20 protein-coding genes are annotated in these 17203 nt (G+C 45.2%); all 20 read right to left on the minus strand.

The features are described from left to right. Nucleotides 1-254: 254 nt before the first annotated feature. The gene (gene spo0A / locus VP98_RS02950) at nt 255-1031 is read right to left on the minus strand and encodes a sporulation transcription factor Spo0A (protein ID WP_046173791.1); all 777 of its coding nucleotides are present in this window, start codon (nt 1029-1031) and stop codon (nt 255-257) included. A 165-nt stretch (nt 1032-1196) separates the two neighbouring features. Continuing rightward, nucleotides 1197-2279: a SpoIVB peptidase gene (gene spoIVB / locus VP98_RS02955; protein ID WP_052712108.1), complete on the minus strand. Its 1083-nt coding sequence runs from the start codon at nt 2277-2279 to the stop codon at nt 1197-1199. 89 nt (nt 2280-2368) lie between these two features. Next, the gene (gene recN, locus VP98_RS02960) at nt 2369-4060 is read right to left on the minus strand and encodes a DNA repair protein RecN (RefSeq protein ID WP_046173792.1); all 1692 of its coding nucleotides are present in this window, start codon (nt 4058-4060) and stop codon (nt 2369-2371) included. Nucleotides 4061-4076: 16 nt separating this feature from the next. Continuing rightward, entirely contained in the window at nt 4077-4526 is a 450-nt protein-coding gene (ahrC, locus tag VP98_RS02965; protein ID WP_046173793.1) for a transcriptional regulator AhrC/ArgR, read from the minus strand. Between the two features lie 134 nt (nt 4527-4660). After that, a complete protein-coding gene (locus VP98_RS02970) occupies nt 4661-5488 on the minus strand; it encodes a TlyA family RNA methyltransferase (RefSeq protein ID WP_046173794.1) in 828 nt (275 codons plus the stop codon). A 2-nt stretch (nt 5489-5490) separates the two neighbouring features. Further along, nucleotides 5491-7386 (minus strand): 1-deoxy-D-xylulose-5-phosphate synthase, encoded by a 1896-nt coding sequence (dxs, locus tag VP98_RS02975; RefSeq protein ID WP_046173795.1) that lies wholly within the window; start codon nt 7384-7386, stop codon nt 5491-5493. 92 nt (nt 7387-7478) lie between these two features. Further along, entirely contained in the window at nt 7479-8360 is an 882-nt protein-coding gene (locus VP98_RS02980) for a polyprenyl synthetase family protein (RefSeq protein WP_046173796.1), read from the minus strand. Then, a complete protein-coding gene (xseB, locus tag VP98_RS02985) occupies nt 8357-8587 on the minus strand; it encodes an exodeoxyribonuclease VII small subunit (RefSeq protein ID WP_046173797.1) in 231 nt (76 codons plus the stop codon). Before xseB ends, VP98_RS02980 begins: the two co-directional genes overlap by 4 nt. Further along, entirely contained in the window at nt 8577-9932 is a 1356-nt protein-coding gene (xseA, locus tag VP98_RS02990) for an exodeoxyribonuclease VII large subunit (RefSeq protein WP_046173798.1), read from the minus strand. The genes xseB and xseA overlap by 11 nt, the downstream gene beginning before the upstream one ends. Nucleotides 9933-10112: 180 nt before the next feature. Further along, entirely contained in the window at nt 10113-10967 is an 855-nt protein-coding gene (gene folD / locus VP98_RS02995; protein ID WP_046173799.1) for a bifunctional methylenetetrahydrofolate dehydrogenase/methenyltetrahydrofolate cyclohydrolase FolD, read from the minus strand. 16 nt (nt 10968-10983) lie between these two features. Beyond that, nucleotides 10984-11376, minus strand: a complete 393-nt coding sequence (gene nusB / locus VP98_RS03000) for a transcription antitermination factor NusB (protein WP_046173800.1) — start codon at nt 11374-11376, stop codon at nt 10984-10986. A 104-nt stretch (nt 11377-11480) separates the two neighbouring features. Further along, complete coding sequence (locus VP98_RS03005; RefSeq protein ID WP_046173801.1) at nt 11481-11900, minus strand: Asp23/Gls24 family envelope stress response protein; 420 nt, start codon at nt 11898-11900, stop codon at nt 11481-11483. A gap of 22 nt (nt 11901-11922) precedes the next feature. Further along, a complete protein-coding gene (gene accC / locus VP98_RS03010; RefSeq protein ID WP_046173802.1) occupies nt 11923-13275 on the minus strand; it encodes an acetyl-CoA carboxylase biotin carboxylase subunit in 1353 nt (450 codons plus the stop codon). 13 nt (nt 13276-13288) lie between these two features. Further along, nucleotides 13289-13777: an acetyl-CoA carboxylase biotin carboxyl carrier protein gene (accB, locus tag VP98_RS03015; RefSeq protein ID WP_046173803.1), complete on the minus strand. Its 489-nt coding sequence runs from the start codon at nt 13775-13777 to the stop codon at nt 13289-13291. A gap of 148 nt (nt 13778-13925) precedes the next feature. Continuing rightward, nucleotides 13926-14453 carry a SpoIIIAH-like family protein gene (locus tag VP98_RS03020; RefSeq protein ID WP_046173804.1) on the minus strand — a complete coding sequence of 176 codons (528 nt, stop codon included), beginning with the start codon at nt 14451-14453 and terminating at the stop codon, nt 13926-13928. Continuing rightward, the gene (locus VP98_RS03025) at nt 14453-14995 is read right to left on the minus strand and encodes a hypothetical protein (protein WP_052712109.1); all 543 of its coding nucleotides are present in this window, start codon (nt 14993-14995) and stop codon (nt 14453-14455) included. The genes VP98_RS03020 and VP98_RS03025 overlap by 1 nt, the downstream gene beginning before the upstream one ends. Then, complete coding sequence (locus tag VP98_RS03030; RefSeq protein ID WP_046173805.1) at nt 14988-15488, minus strand: stage III sporulation protein AF; 501 nt, start codon at nt 15486-15488, stop codon at nt 14988-14990. The genes VP98_RS03025 and VP98_RS03030 overlap by 8 nt, the downstream gene beginning before the upstream one ends. Nucleotides 15489-15492: 4 nt before the next feature. Then, complete coding sequence (spoIIIAE, locus tag VP98_RS03035) at nt 15493-16578, minus strand: stage III sporulation protein AE (RefSeq protein ID WP_052712110.1); 1086 nt, start codon at nt 16576-16578, stop codon at nt 15493-15495. Nucleotides 16579-16581: 3 nt separating this feature from the next. Next, nucleotides 16582-16890, minus strand: coding sequence for a SpoIIIAC/SpoIIIAD family protein (locus VP98_RS03040; protein ID WP_046173806.1), 309 nt, complete (start codon nt 16888-16890; stop codon nt 16582-16584). Between the two features lie 100 nt (nt 16891-16990). Next, complete coding sequence (gene spoIIIAC, locus VP98_RS03045; protein ID WP_046173807.1) at nt 16991-17194, minus strand: stage III sporulation protein AC; 204 nt, start codon at nt 17192-17194, stop codon at nt 16991-16993. Nucleotides 17195-17203 lie beyond the last annotated feature (9 nt).

A 17203-nucleotide genomic window follows, 5' to 3' on the forward strand; every position in this document is an offset into this window, starting at 1 on the left:
TTTATTTAAAAAGAACTTAATTATTTCGACACTCATGCAGTGAATCTTGACTTTTCATCAATCCTGCTTCCACTTTTTTGAATTTTACACATTTTGATATTTGTTAAATAAAGCTTTTTTCACCGCTTAAAAAAAAGAAAGAGACCAACGAATAAACGGTTCATTGGCCCTGCTAAAAAATAGTTATGGATTTAAAAATTATTTTTTGCTGATTTCTTAACGACAGCCGGACCGCATTTATTATTTTTCACTGGTTATGATGCCATGTATTCAATGCGAAGCTTATCCGCTACCATAGCGATGAACTCTGAGTTAGTCGGCTTTGCTTTGGAAACAGAAACTGTATATCCGAATAAAGCAGCAATTGATTCCATATTTCCGCGGCTCCAGGCTACTTCAATAGCATGGCGGATGGCCCGTTCTACCCGGCTCGGAGTTGTATTGTATTTACGGGCAATTTCCGGATAAAGCACTTTCGTAATGGATCCAAGCAATTCAATGTCATTAAACACCATTGTAATAGCTTCCCGTAAATACAGATATCCTTTAATGTGCGCGGGAACTCCGATTTCATGAATCACCGCTGTAATACTGGCATCAATGTTTTTCTTTTGTTTTTTAGGCTCTTCCTTGCGTTCCACATGGCGCATTGGCTGTTCCGCGCCGGCTACCTGCCGGATCTGGCTGATCAGGCTTTCCATATCGAACGGCTTCAGCATAAAGTAAGAAGCGCCTAATTCAACTGCTTTTTTTGTTACATCTTCCTGTCCAAAAGCCGTCAGCATAATAACATGCGGCTGCTTATCACCGCCTGTCCGCAGCCGTTCAAGCACTGCCAGTCCATCCATATGCGGCATAATGATATCTAAAATAAGTACATCCATTTCTATTTCCGGCAGCATCGCCAGACATTCCTGGCCGTTAAAAGCCGTGCCGGCAACTGTCATATCCTCCTGGCTTGTTACTACTTCTTCAAGCAGCTTTACAAGCTGCCGGTTATCATCCGCAATTGCTACCTTTATTTCACTCAAATCATTTCCTCCTCATTTCTCATCCTTAAAAGTTATTCTAATGGTTTTTTCGACAAAGCGAAATGAATTCCTTTAAAAAATTCAAAATATTTATTTTATCTGTTTTTATGTCATTTTTCGACTTTCTTTTCACAAATTTTCACCAAAAAAGAGCGCAATTGCGCTCTATAACAACCCTGCATCTTTTAACATCCAGTCAATATGAACACCATATCCCGACAACGGATCATTTACGAAAACATGAGTTACAGCTCCAATTATCCGCCCATTCTGCAAGATCGGACTGCCGCTCATGCCCTGGACAATTCCGCCTGTTTTATTGATAAGGCGGGGATCGGTCATCTTAATAATCATTCCTTTAATTGCCGGTTTCGTCTGTTCAACCGTCCGGGTGATGGAAATATTATATGTCTCAATCTTGTTATCCTTTGTAACGGTCCATATTTGCGCCGGCCCTTCTTTGACTTCATCGGGATGGGCTGCCGGATATATTTTAGCTCCATCAAGATCACTCTCTAATTTGCCAAACAAGCCAAATGGAGTGTTTGATGTAACTTCTCCCCATTTTTTCCCCATTGGAATATCGGCTGTTTTCTCACCTGGAACCCCTTCATCTGCTTTTTTGATCCCGGTAATCCGGGCTGGATAAAGAGTGCCTTTTATTGGCGCAAACGGTTTGCCTGACTGCAAATCACTGATCACATGGCCAAGCGCACCGAATTTTTTGGTTTTCGGTTCATAAAAGGTCAGTGTTCCAATTCCCGCTGTTTTATTTTTAATATAAAGGCCGAGTTTCGAAATATTTGTTCCTGTATCTTTCACTGGTTTTACGGAAAGACTCAGTGTTTTTTTACCCCGCAGCACTGTAAGCTTGAGCTTCTTGTGCTGGTCAGCTGCTTTTTTTACATATGGCCGGATTGCCTGGGGCTCCGTTACTTTATGTCCGTTTATATGGGTAATAACATCTCCTGGCAGCAGGCCGGCCTCTTCTCCTGGCGAAATACGATCTGTATCGGTTTCAATAAAATGAAAGCCCACTACGTAAAGCCCTTTTGTTTCAAGCTGTACACCAACCGATTGGCCCCCCGGAACGACAAAAATCCGTTCCCGCTGTTCCTGCACCGGCGGAAAACCCGCTGACCGCAGCAGTTCTGTTTCTGATTGTTCTGCCAGAGCAGCTGTTCCGCCTGCAGTCCATATGGTGAATAAAAGCAAAAATGAAAAAAAACCCCGATTCAATACCGCCATCCCACTCCCTCCTTTTCATCCTGCGTTGTTACTTTGTCCGGAGGGAAGTGTTATTATGACGGTAATTAGGGGGCTAGATGGATGGCTTTTCAAACAGCCGAATGTTTAATTTTTGCGGATAAAGAAAGCAGCTCTCTGGCATGCTCTTTTGTTAAATCTGTCATTTCTACACCTGAAATCATCCGCCCGATTTCCGCTACTTTCTCTTCTTCACTAAGCGGTGTTACCGTGGTGCTTGTTCGTGCACCTTCGAGATTTTTTTGGATGTACAAATGGGTATCTGACATAGCCGCTACCTGGGGCAGGTGGGAAATACACAGCACCTGTGAATGAACGGCAACTTTGTATATTTTCTCGCCAATTGCCTGGGCAACCCGGCCGCTGACACCTGTGTCCACTTCATCAAAAATAATAGAAGTAATCCCCTGGTGGCGTGAGAAAATCGTTTTCATCGCCAGCATCACTCGGGACATTTCACCGCCGGAAGCAATTTTCACAAGCGGCTTTAACGGCTCTCCCGGGTTTGTGGACATATAAAATTCAATTTGGTCTATACCGTCTTTTTTAAAGTGTCCCGATTCATTTTGGACATGCACATTAAACACCGTTTTTTCCATGTATAGCTCTTTTAACTCACGATGAATGGCTTCTTCAAGCTGTGAGGCCGATTCACTGCGGAGAGAAGAGAGTTTTTCTCCTTCAGTCTGGACCTCGATTTTCACTTCCTCCAGCTCTTTTTGAAGGCGGGTAACATGAGTGTCGCGATGAGTAAGCTGATCAATTTCTTTTGCTATTGACTCGCCATATTCCAAAATTTCATCGATCGTTGCTCCATACTTGCGCTTCAGCTGGCTGATTTCATTGAGGCGGCCTTGAATTTCATTCAGGCGCTCCGGATTAAATTCAAGTGTATCTAAAAGCGAGCCGACATCGCGTACCGCATCTTCAAGCACATAGAAGCTATTGGCAGCCGATTCATGAAGGGGTTTGTATTCTTCATTGATATCAGCTGCGGATTCAAGTCCATTAATGCCCAAACCGAGCCAGTCTAACGCTCTTCCTTCACCTGATAAAGCATTGTATGCTTCAGATAAAGCTCCGTATAATTTTTCAAAGTTCGCCAGCTGCTGCCGCTCCGCTTCAAGCTTCTCTTCTTCTCCGGGCACCAGGGCGGCTTTTTCAATTTCATTGAGCTGAAATTGAATTAAATCCAGCCGGTGTGCCAGATGCTGATCATTTTCACTTAAACGGCGGATTTCAGACTCCAGGTGTGCATAGCGTTCGTACACTTCCTCATATTGCTGTTTCGCTTTTGCGATGGGGATACCGCCAAAATCATCAAGAAGCCGAATATGAGCAGCCGCATTCATTAACTCCTGGTGTTCATGCTGCCCATGAATATCAATGAGCCGGGCACCAATTTCCCGTAAAATCGACAAAGTAACCATTTTCCCGTTTATCCGACATACACTTTTGCCTGCCGCTGAAATTTCCCGGCGCAAAATGATGGCTTCTTCGTCCACATCAATGCCAAATTCCCGGCAGACGGGAATACAGGGATGATTGCTGTGAATAGAAAACATCCCTTCAATTTCAGCTTTTTTTTCACCATGGCGGACAAATTCACCCGAACCTCTTCCTCCCGTTAAGAGTTGAAGCGCATCGATAATAATTGATTTGCCGGCTCCTGTTTCACCTGTCAGAACGGTCAGCCCCCGTTCAAATGAGAGGGCGAGCGAATCAATAATGGCAAAATGGCGAATTGATAATTCCTGAAGCAAAATTGTCACATCCTTATTAAAGCATTTCTAAAAAGCGGGCTGATACCGCCTCGGTTTGCTCGGGGGCCCGGCAAATAAGCAGGCATGTATCGTCACCGCAAATCGTTCCCATAATTTCTTCCCAGTCCAGGTTATCAATAAGTGCTCCCACTGCCTGGGCGTTACCCGGCAATGTTTTCATAACGACAAAATGACCGGCAGAGTCAATGCTGACAAAGCTGTCCACCAGAGACCTTTTTAACTTCTGCAACGGATTAAAGCGCTGGTCAGCGGGCAAGCTGTATTTATAACGGCCATCCATCAACGGCACTTTTACAAGATGAAGTTCTTTAATATCGCGCGAAATGGTTGCCTGGGTCACATTATAGCCTGCGTTACGCAGTAAATCGACAAGCTCATCCTGCGTCTCAATTTCATTATTTGCAATCATTTCTCTAATTTTTATATGTCGTTGTCCTTTATTCATGTTTGTCACCTCATAATGTATAATTATACTTAACTATACATTATCATACTGTTTTTATCATGAAAAGTATAGAAAAAGCGGCACGTTCCCATTTATATAGACGGAATCGGCCGCTTTTTCTTAAGCTGAGGCAGTTAGCTTTTTTGATTGAATTCTTCATGCGCTGTCCTTACAGCCTGATCCGGTGTCATCGGCAGCTTACTTTCCCCGTTTTGTTCGCTTCCTGTCCAGCGGATATGCAGCAAAAACTCAATATTTCCATCACCGCCGGTAATTGGAGAATGAGAAAGATTCACAGCATCGTAGCCAAGTTCCAAAGCAAGCTGGACAACCTTTTCGATAACAGCCCGGTGTACGGCAGGATCTCGTACAATGCCTTTTTTACCCACCTGCTCACGTCCTGCTTCAAATTGAGGCTTAACAAGCGCCATCACGTCCGCTCCCGGTACAAGAAGCGTACGTAAAACCGGCAAAATCAGCGACAAAGAAATAAATGAAACATCAATCACTGCCAAATCCGGCATTCCCTGCTGTAAATCGGCCGGTGTCACATACCGGAAATTCGTCCGCTCCATGACTATAACCCGCTCATCCTGGCGAAGCTTCCAGGCCAGCTGATTGTAGCCAACATCCAGCGCGTAAGACATTTTCGCCCCATTTTGAAGAGCACAGTCTGTAAAACCGCCCGTTGAAGCACCAATATCGATTAATATTTTGTCCTGGACCGTAAGATCAAATACTTGCAGGGCTTTTTCAAGCTTCAGCCCCCCGCGGCTTACATACGGCATGGTTTTCCCTTTGATTTCAAGAGGGGCATCCGTTGGAATTTTTTCTCCCGGCTTATCAATTCTTTCTTCATTGGAGTACACAATACCGGCCATAACGGCACGCTTCGCTTTTTCACGTGTTTCCATTAATCCTTTTTCAACCAGAAGCACATCAACTCGTTCTTTTTTTGCCATCGTTATGCACGTTCCTCTTGCTTTTCCCGAACAAGCGCTGCCAGTTTGCGAACAGCTTCTTCCTTCGTCAAATGAATATCTTCAAGAAGCTTTGTGACACTGCCATGCTCAATAAACTTATCTGGGATTCCCATCCGGTCAATAACAGCATCATAATAAGCGGATTCATGCGCATATTCAAGAACTGCACTTCCGAATCCTCCCTCAAGGACGGCTTCTTCAATCGTTAATACAGGCATATTTTGTCCAAACAATTCATCCAGCATTGCATGGTCAAGCGGCTTAATAAAGCGGGCATTTACCACTTTTACGCTGATGCCCCGTCCTTCAAGCTCTTCCGCTGCTTCAAGCGCCATTGGAATCGTTGTGCCAAAGGTTAAAATCGCTGCATCTGTTCCTTCTTTTAATATCTCCCACGAACCAATGGGGATTACACCAAGCTCTGGATCTATTTCAACACCAAGTCCATTGCCGCGTGGAAAGCGCATCGCAATAGGGCCGGCATCATATTGAATGGCTGTATTAACCATGTGGCGCCCTTCATTTTCATCTTTTGGCATCATTAAGACCATATTCGGCAAGTGGCGAAGAAACGCAATATCAAAAACACCCTGGTGCGTTTCACCATCCGCCCCAACAAGGCCGGCACGGTCAATACCGATAAATACATTTAAATTTGGCCGGCAAATGTCATGCACAACCTGGTCGTATGCACGCTGCAGGAAAGTCGAGTAAATCGCTAAAAAAGGCTTCATGCCCTGTGTTGCGAGTCCTGCTGCAACGGTTGCAGCATGCTGCTCCGCAATTCCCACATCAAACATACGGTCCGGAAACTCACCCGCAAACCCGAGCAGTTTAGAGCCGACCGGCATCGCCGGTGTAATGGCGACGATACGCTCATCGGTCCGGGCAATCTCGCGTACCGTTTCACTCACAACGGCACTCCAGGCAGGCGGTTCATTTGTCCCTTTAATCATATCGCCGGTGTCCATTTTGTATGGACCTGTCCCGTGCCAGGAGCCTACCTTGTCTGTTTCAGCAGGCTTGTACCCTTTTCCTTTTTTCGTAATTACATGAACAAGTACCGGTCCTTCCGTCCGCTTTGCCTGCTCCAAGCTTTGAATTAAATCATCAAGATTATGCCCATCAATTGGACCGAGATACGTAAAACCGAATTCTTCAAAGAACATGCCCGGAACGAACATATATTTCAAGCTGTCTTTTAGCCGCTCAGCTGTCGAAGCTACTCTGCCGCCTACAGCCGGAATTCGCTTTAATAACAGCTCAAGCTCATCTTTCAGCTTATTGTATTTGCCGCCTGTTCTCATCCGGCCGAGCATATTGTGCATGGCGCCGACATTCGGAGCGATAGACATTTCATTATCATTTAAAATAACGATCATATTCGTTTTTTCATGGCCAATATGATTGAGTGCTTCGAGCGCCATTCCGCCGGTAAGCGCTCCATCTCCAATGATTGGAACAACATGATCGTCTGACTTTTTCAAGTCGCGGGCAATCGCCATACCCATCGCAGCAGATAAAGAAGTGGAACTATGCCCCGTTTCCCATACATCGTGTTCACTTTCATTCATTTTTGGAAATCCACAAAGTCCTTTATACTGGCGCAGTGTGTCAAATTTATCTGCCCGGCCTGTTAAAATCTTATGAACATAAGACTGATGCCCGACATCAAACAAAAATTTGTCTTTCGGGCTCGTGAAGCAATGATGAAGCGCAACAGTTAATTCAACAACCCCAAGATTAGGCCCAATATGCCCGCCTGTTACAGACAATTTCTCAATGAGGAATTTACGGATTTCTGCACTCAGCCGCTCCATTTCATGTACATTCATTTTTTTCACAAAAGACGGGTCTTTAATGGATAATAGATCCAAGTGGATCAGCTCACTTTCCTGACTGTTTCAGTTTTGGTTAAAATGTACCGTTATTATAGCACACGCTAATGGGGCTAACAATTTCCGGCATTTTACGACGTGCGTTTTGCAATCAAATCAGCAAACGCTTCTAAAAGCGGAGCCGGCCTTTTTAATAAGCGAAGGGCGCGGAATGCCTCTTCAAGCTCTTGAGCCAGCTTTTCCTTCGCACCGCCCATTGTTAATAAAGCCGGATATGTACTTTTCTGGTTTGATTCATCACTGCCGACCGGCTTGCCGAGCTCTTCTTCTGTTCCTTCCACATCTAAAATGTCATCGCGGATTTGAAAAGCCAGGCCAATATGGCGGGCATACATTTCAAGCAGCTCTGTCTCCTCCTGGTCTGCCCCGCCAATTAGGGCGCCCGCCATTACGCTGAAGGCAAGCAGGCGTCCTGTTTTATGACGATGGATGTATTCAAGCTCAGAAAGCGTAAGTGCTTTCTTCTCTCCTTCCATATCGGCTACCTGCCCTCCCACCATTCCGGCCGGTCCTGCCGCAAATGCGAGCATGCGAATCAACTGAACACACTGGTCCGGTGAATAATGACTGGAGCGGGCGATAATTTCAAATGCATAGGTTAATAATGCATCGCCTGCTAAAATGGCAGTTGCTTCTCCGAACACTTTATGATTTGTCGGCTTTCCGCGCCGCAGATCATCATCATCCATAGCGGGCAGATCATCATGAATCAGTGAGTATGTATGAATCATTTCCAGTGCACAGGCGGCATCAAGCCCCATCTCTGCTTTTTGCCCATACGTTTCAAGAGCAGCAAACAAAAGCATGGGGCGGATACGCTTGCCTCCTGCCTTCAGCGAGTAGATCATCGCTTCTTTTAAAATGTCCGGCGCCTGCATAGCATTAACATGCTCAATCATGTACGGTTCAAATAATTGCAGCTTCTCGTTCATGTATTTTTTTAAGTCTGTCATACATCTTCACCATCCAGGCGGAATGGCTGGTCTCCATCATTTGTTACGAGCCTGGCCAGTTCGGTTTCCGCTTTTTTCAGCTTACTGTGGCATAAAGCCGACAGCTCCATGCCGCGCTTGTATTCTTCGAGCGCTTCTTCCAGCGGCACATCGCCTTCTTCCAAACGCGCCGTGATTTTTTCCAGCTGCTCCATTGCCTGTTCGAAGCTCATATTTTTAATTTCCATCTTTCTTTCCCCCTATTGAATCGACATGGGCATAAATAGTCCCATCAGTCATCTGTATACGAATGCGGTCATCTTTTTTCACATCATGAACGGTTTTGACAATGGTTTCGTTATCGCTGTATATAAGACTGTACCCTCTTTCCATCACTTTTAGCGGGCTGAGAGCATCAAGCATAGCTGTATTCTGCTGAAAAGCCGATCTTTTTTCATTTATCGTCGACTGAGCCAGCCGATAAAGGTGTTTTTTTACTTTTTCAAGCTGGGCCGCTTCAAATTCAATACGCGGACCGGGACCTGTACGTAAAAGACGGGAAGACGCATGCTGAACAGCTGTTTTTTTCCGGTCCACCAGTAACTTTGTATGATAAATCAGCTGTTCATGCACACGATCGGCACGCTCAAACTGCTGTCGGTAAAGAGCCTGCGGATTCCGCATGATATAGCTGTTTAAAACAGCCTGGTGCCGGTTTCTCGAAGAACGGATTTTTTCTGAAGCCGCGCGCATAAGGCGCTTTTCTTTTGCCCTGATTCGTTCCGATACCTCTTCAATATGCGGAACCGCCATCTCAGCAGCGGCCGTTGGAGTCGGCGCCCGCAAGTCGGCTGCAAAATCAGCAATCGTAAAATCCGTTTCGTGCCCGACAGCCGAGATAACCGGGATAGCAGAAGAACGTATGGCCCTCGCGACCGCTTCCTCATTAAAAGCCCACAGCTCTTCGATTGAACCTCCGCCGCGTCCGGCGATGATAACATCCGCACGCTTCTCTTCATTCACTTTTCGCAGCTGGCCCACTATCGACGCAGCGGCACGGTCTCCTTGAACCAGCGCTGGATAAATAAGCACCTCTACGGAAGGATAACGGCGGTTAATCGTTGTTAAAATATCCCGAATGGCTGCGCCGGTTGGCGAAGTAATAACGGCAATCGAAGCAGGATACGCTGGAATAGGCCGTTTTGCTTCCGGCCGAAACAGGCCTTCCTGCTCAAGCTTTTTTTTCAATTGCTCAAACGCGGCAAATAAATTGCCGGCGCCATCCTGCTGCATCGTTTTTACATAAATCTGGTACTGTCCGCTTGACTCATATACTGTCACATCTCCCGTTAAAATGACTTCCATGCCATTTTCCGGACGAAATGTTAAAGACTTTGCAGAAGCAGCAAACATGACGGCCATAATACGGGCATGGTCATCCTTTAAAGTAAAATACAAATGCCCGCTTGAATGGTGCTTTACATTTGAAAGCTCTCCTTTTACAGCTGCCTGCTTCAAATGCGGATCTGCATCAAATTTACGCTTTATGTATTTCGTTAACGCTTTAACGGTTAAATGCTGATTAGCTTCCATTTTCTCACCTTTTCCCTTGCAAAAAATGGGCGGAGCGCTCGTTTTTCTCTTTCACAAAAATGCTGCCCGGCCACATTTTTTGTCGCTGTAACACGCTTGAAGCTCTATCATATTCATAAAAAAACTGTCTTTTCGATTATAACACGACCGAAAAGACAGTTTCATTCATCTGCTATGAAATTATTTCGCTGCGAATGCTCTGGCCGATTTCACTGTATTGTATAGAAGCATGGTAATCGTCATCGGCCCCACTCCGCCGGGCACCGGGGTAATGGCTCCTGCGGTTTCTTTCGCACTGTTAAAGTCCACATCACCGCACAGCTTGCCGTCTTCATTTCTGTTGATGCCGACGTCAATGACAATTGCACCCGGCTTGAGATGATCAGCTGTTACATAATTCGGAATTCCTACTGCGGCGATGACAACATCCGCCTGGCGGGTTACTTCTTTTAAATTCTTTGTGCGCGAATGGCAGATTGTTACCGTTGCATTATTCATTAATGACAGCAGTGCAGCCGGCTTGCCGACAATATTACTGCGCCCAATAACAACAACATGCCTGCCTTCGAGCGAAATATTTTCTTTCTCCAGCATTTTCATAATGCCGTATGGTGTACATGAGTAAAAGGTATCTTTGCCAATTACTAACTTGCCGACATTTACCGGGTGAAAACCGTCTACATCTTTTTCAGGAGAGATGGCATCAATCACTTTGTCTTCAGAAATATGCTTAGGAAGCGGCAGCTGTACCAGAATGCCATGAATGTTCTTGTCGTTATTCAACTCTTCCACTTTTTGCAAAAGTGCTTCTTCGGTAAGATCTGCTGGAAAACGATAAACCTCCGAGTGAATGCCAATTTCCTTGCTGCTTTTTTCCTTGCTGTTTACATACGTGTGAGAGGCCGGATCCTCCCCGACAATTACTACTGCCAGTCCCGGAGTAGTGCCAGCCGCTTTCAGCTCTTCGATTTCCTCTTTCAGCTCTGCGCGAATATCCTTTGCAATTGCTTTTCCGTCAATAATAGCTGCTGTCATGAAAAAAACTCCTCACTTAGTCCATTGATTGATTAATTTTGGATAAAACACCATTAATAAATTTCCCGGCACGTTCATCACTAAAATATTTCGCCAGTTCAATTGCTTCATTTACGGCTACCTTGCCCGGAACATCTTCTGAATAGTTCATCTCATATACAGCGAGGCGCAAAATGTTCCGGTCGACTTTCGCCAGGCGGTCAAACGACCATTTTTCCAAATTGTTTTTGATAATTGTATCGATTTCATCCCAGTGCTTTTCTACACCCGCGACAATTTCATGTAAATAACGGCTGTCACCTTCGCTGTCTTCTAACACATTCGCGATGGCTTCCGCTGACTCCGCTCCGCTTACATCCATTTGATAAAGGGCCTGTATACCCTTTTCCCGTGCCGTACGTCTATTCATTCGATTGCTCCTTTGTATTTAATGCCTTTTTGATCATAGCATAAAAAAGCTTTGCCGAAAACATGAGAAAAAACGCCCCGGCATTGCCAGAGCGTTTTTATTCATTATACTTCGTCCTCGTATTCTGGTTCAGGCTGCTTTGTATCAAATTGAATGCCGACAATATGAATATTCACTTCGTCTGCTTCCAAAGCAGTCATGTTTAAAAGAGTCTGGCGGATTCCTTCTTGAATAAGCTTTGCCACGCGAGGAATCGAAACACCAAATTTCACAACACAGTACACATCGACTTTAATGCCGTCTTCTGTTAAATCAACACGGACGCCTTTTCCGTGATTTTTTTTGCCAAGGCGTTCTGCCACCCCGGCCGCAAAGCTGCCGCGCATTTTTTCTACACCGTCTACTTCTGATGCGGCGATACCAGCAATAACCTCAATTACTTCCGGGGCAATTTCAATTCGGCCGTGGCCGCCTTCTCCATTGCTCATTTCAAGTACTTGACTCACAGATTGCTGCTCTGACATACTATGCACCTCCGAATTAGAATTAGGCTTTCATTACATCATACATTTCCAGAAACTTTGTATTAAAGTCTCCACTAACAAATACATCATGATCCAGCAGTTTTTGATGGAATGGGACCGTGGTATAAACACCTTCTACTACAAATTCCGAAAGCGCACGCTTCATGCGGGCAATCGCTTCTTCTCTTGTTTTCCCGTGGACAATTAATTTCGCAACCATTGAGTCGTAATATGGCGGAATCATATAACCTGGATAAACAGCGGAGTCCACACGGACACCAAACCCTCCCGGCGGCAGATATCCTTCTACTCTTCCTGCAGAGGGCATGAAGTTTTTCTCGGGATTTTCCGCATTGATTCTGCATTCAATGGCCCAGCCGTCAAAATTGACATCTTCTTGTTTGATAGAAAGCACTTCGCCAGAAGCGACACGGATTTGCTCTTTTATTAAGTCCACGCCTGTCACCATTTCCGTTACCGGGTGCTCTACCTGGATGCGAGTGTTCATTTCCATAAAATAAAACATGCCCGCACCGGCATCATAAATAAATTCTACCGTGCCTGCACCTGTATAATCAACCGCTTTGGCTGCTTTTACAGCTGCTTCACCCATCTCGCCTCTGATTTTTTCATTCAGTGCAGGAGACGGCGTTTCCTCAAGCAGCTTTTGCATGCGCCGCTGAATAGTGCAATCCCGCTCACCAAGATGAATCACATTGCCATGAGTATCCGCCATTACTTGAATTTCAACATGGCGGAAGTCTTCAATGAACTTTTCAAGATAAACACCGGGGTTGCCAAAAGCCGTTGCTGCTTCCTGCTGTGTCATTGTAACGCCTTTTTCAAGCTCTGCTTCATTGCGGGCCACGCGGATGCCTTTTCCGCCGCCTCCAGCCGTTGCTTTAATGATAACCGGGTAGCCAATTTGCGCAGCCACTGACAGGCCTTCTTCTATGTCTTTAATAATACCGTCTGACCCCGGGACAATGGGTACCCCTGCTTCTTCCATCGTATCGCGGGCCACATCTTTTGTACCCATTTGTGTAATGGCTTCCGGCGATGGACCAATGAAAATGATATTGCATTCACGGCATAGCTCAGCAAAACTTGCATTTTCAGCCAAAAACCCGTAGCCGGGGTGAATGGCATCTGATTCTGTCAGTTTAGCCACGCTGACGATATTCGTGAAATTTAAATAGCTGTCTTTTGAAGCTGTTGGTCCGATACAGTATGCTTCATCCGCTAGCTGTACATGAAGCGCTTCACGGTCAGCTTCCGAGAAAACGGCTACTGTTTCGATCCCAAGCTCTTTACAGGCCCTTATAATTCGAACGGCAATTTCGCCTCGGTTTGCAATTAATACTTTTTTAATCATCGTAAATTCTCCTTTATTCCGGTTTCACTAGGAAAAGCGGCTGGCCGTACTCAACCAGCTGGCCATCTTTCACAAGAATTTCGATAATTTCGCCGTCCACCTCTGCTTCAATTTCGTTAAACAGCTTCATCGCTTCAACGATACAGACTACGGAGTCTGAACGAATTTTGGAGCCAGGTTTTACATACGCATCTGTATCTGGCGAAGGTGACTGATAGAATGTACCTACCATTGGAGAAGTAATTTTATGTAGGTTCGTGTTGTCAGCGGCTGCTTTTGGCGCTTCCGGTGCCGGCGCTTCCTGCACAGCCGGTGCATTTTGCTCCTGGACGGCGGGCGCGCCTTGGACAGCCGCCTTTGGTGCTTCCGGTGCTGCAGCGTATGTTGTTGTTCCTGATGATTTTTTCATTTTCAGCTTGCTTCCAGCTGACTCGAATACGAATTCATCAATTCCTGATTGATCAACTAATTTGATCAATTCTCTAATTTCTTGCACTTTCATGTATCCAGCACCCCTTTTAGGAAATAAATAGATGAGCTGTTTTTGTACAGAAAAAAAGCTCCTTTCCCCATTTTATCTTTTTTTCTTCAATTAGCAAATATAGAACGAAAATGAAATAAGCCCGCTTTGCAAAAAGCGGGTTGTTTTTTTATTTAAAAGGCTCGAATTCCACTGAAACAGGCATTTTATCGCCCATTTCTTCCTTTGCCAGGCGGATCAGCTCATTAGCTTCTTCAGTGGAATGGCTGTCTGCTTTAACGGTAATCCGTACTTCTCCTTCAATGGTCCGGACGAGCGCATCTTCATAGCCCTTTGATTTAATGACAGTTTCGAGCATCCGTTCACTTGAGGCCAGCTCGTCCAGCTCCTGCATGCTTGTGTAGGCTTTATCCTTCTCTTCAGGGGATAATTCAGCGGATGCCACTTTTGCTGTCAATTCTTCTTTTAAGCGGCTTCGTTCTTCTTCCGCTTCAAGACGGATCATTTCAAAAACCTCATCCTCTGATGTTTCCTCCACATTCTCTACAGCTACATCTGTGTCTTCTGCTGGCTCAGGAATGGTTTCTTCAAGCGTTGATGCAGGGAGCAGCTTTTCAGGACCTGTTACGTAGTAAACCCCAAGCACAGCTGTTAAGCTGACCATTGTAAACAACCAGACTGTTTGTTTTTTTGGCATTAACCTTCTCCTCCTGTTTTCCCCGGCATAACAGCCACGCGATGAACGGGTACACCGAGCACACGTGTGACAGCTTCTACCATGCGCTTTTTCACCTGGACACGTTCAACACCCTCCGCCACAATTAATACCCCTTGAATATCCGGCTTGCGTGTTTCCGTCATCACCGGGCTTTCCACATCTCCATTCCGTACAACCGCCATTTGTTCATCTTTTGTTGTCTCACTGTCCCCTTTAGTAGAAACGGTATTTTTTTCATAAACATTCCGTTCAGAAGAAGCGAGATTAACGATAACCGAGACATTGGAGACACCCTCAATTTGGCTTAGCACACGAGTGAGTTCCGATTCATAGTCTTTTTTCAAATCGGTTTCAGCCGCCGCCACAGGTTCCGGTTTTTCTTCTTCAGGGGGCTCTGAGCCATTTAAATCGCTGAGAGCCATAAGAGCGATCCCGCCCCCGAGCATGATCGCTGCCCATTTCAGCGGCTTATCTGCTTTTCCATTTTTCCATTTCGCTATAAATGATTGCCGGTCAGCCACCTCCTCGTTCCTCCTTTTCCATCACCATATTCAGATGATGTTCTTCAATATTCCACTTTTCTGCGAGAACATTTTGAATTTCTTTTTCCTGACATTTCCCTTTTAAGCGTACTTGAATGTTTTTTACCTCTTCTTCATTTACTTCAGCCTGGACGTCAAGCACTTCACAGGAAGAAAAAGAGGCAGCAGCTGTTTCCGCATCAGACTGAAGCTGCTGGTTCACATACGTGTTAGACGCAAGCTCCGAAACATCTGATAGTTGATTCAGCTGCTGCTTTGTTTCCTGGTCAAACGCTGAGGCGCTCTGTTCATTTGAAAATGATAATGACCAGTCGGCTGAAAAAAGCGGTTTAACAAGTGCGGCCATAATTACGAGGCCTGCCGTCAGCCTGACATATTTTTTCATTGGCGAGTCGGATAAAAGCATATCCACCACAGAAGCGCATAAAAGAAGGGTCAGAACAGACGACAGCCAGTCAAAAATCGCCTGCATGGCTTCACCTCATCATATAAGAAGCATTTCCTGCTGACACAACAGCCGCCATAAATAAAAAATACATAAAAGAAACAAGCGCAAGAGCAGCCAGCATAAATGACATCGTTTTCCCGATAATTTCAAGAAGAGAGGCAGCAGCCGAGTCACCGAGCGGCTGCAGAACGGCGGCTGCCGCTTTATACAAGACAACGAGTACCATTAATTTTACAACGGGAAACAAAGCAGTCAGCATCAGCAGGCCGATCCCTGCCGCACCAGCCGTATTATGGATCATTAAAGCGGCACCGGATGCTGTATCTGCTGCATCTGCCATCATTCGTCCGACCACCGGTACGAATGTTCCACTGATAAACTTGGCTGTTTTCACTGTCAGGCCATCTGCTGCTGCTGCAGTAATTCCTCTCATTGTTAAAATAGCCAGGAAAACGGCCATAAAAGCGCTAAGAAGCGAGACGCTGACCGTCCGCAGCAGTCCTGCGATCCGATCAGCATTATAATGATCAGACAGAAGGCTGATCAAGCTGAAAACAACTGAAAAGATAAGACAGGGCAGAATAATTTGATCAATTAAAACACCAGAAGCATTCATCATGAAAAGAAGCATAGGCGGAAACAAGGCAGCAGACGCCACTGCACCGCTTATAGTTAACAATGCAATCAATACAGGCATAAACGCCATCATAAAAACGGTCATTTGTTCCACAGATGCCGATACTGTTTCAACCGCCAGCCGAAATGTACTGGCAGCTAATATAAAAATTGGGATTAATACAGCAGCTTCTGCTGTCCTGGTTACCGTTTGTGTTTCCAGGGCTTGTCCCACAGTTTTTAACACCGATGCTAAAATGGAGAGCAAAAAAATAATGGCAAGGCTCTCTGCATGTGCTGTTATTTCAAAAAACACATAAGACTTTAAAGCGGCCAGCCAGTTCTCCGGCGAAAAAAAAGCGGCCAGATCAAAATTACTTGCGTTAAAGTCCATTTTTTCCGGCATAAACGGACCGTACATCTGCTTTAATTTGCTCCATCTCTCTTCAAGCGCCGACAAATCGGCCTGTTCAATTATTGGCTGCCATATCTGTCCCATGGATCACCGCCCTGGAAGCATGTTTAAAACCGTTTCGATAAGAATTGTTAAAATAGGAAGAATCAGGGCCATAATAATTATCTTACCTGCTATTTCCATTTTAGCTGCAAGCGCCTGCTGCCCCGCGTCTTTTGCAATATTGGCAATAAATTCAGAAATAAACGCCACGCCGACCGCTTTTAACACCGTCTCAATATACAGCGCTTCAACTCCTGCATAAGCAGCCATCTTGCGAACAGCGGCAATAAGCTTGGCCATTTCATCTGCAAATTGATAAAGCAGAATGCTGCAAGTGAATAAAATAAACAGCATTGAAAAGCCAGGATTGTATTCATGAAGCAGAATGGCTAAAAAAACAGCGACGAGTATAATGGCGGCAATATGAGTAATTGCAATGGGTCAACCGCTCCTGTCATTGAAATAAAAAAACGGATTTAATTTTATCGAACAGCTGCCCGACAATCGTGGCAGCCATAAATAAAATATAAACAAAGCCAAACAGTGTCACCCACTGGGCATATTCTTTTTTGCCCAATTGCTCTAAAATCGTATGCAAAAAAGCGGCAATGATGCCAATACCCGCGATTTTGAACAATAAATCCATGTCCATATCCATGTTTCGTCC

The sequence above is a fragment of the Domibacillus indicus genome (genome assembly GCF_000970685.1).
GTDB lineage: Bacteria > Bacillota > Bacilli > Bacillales > Domibacillaceae > Domibacillus > Domibacillus indicus.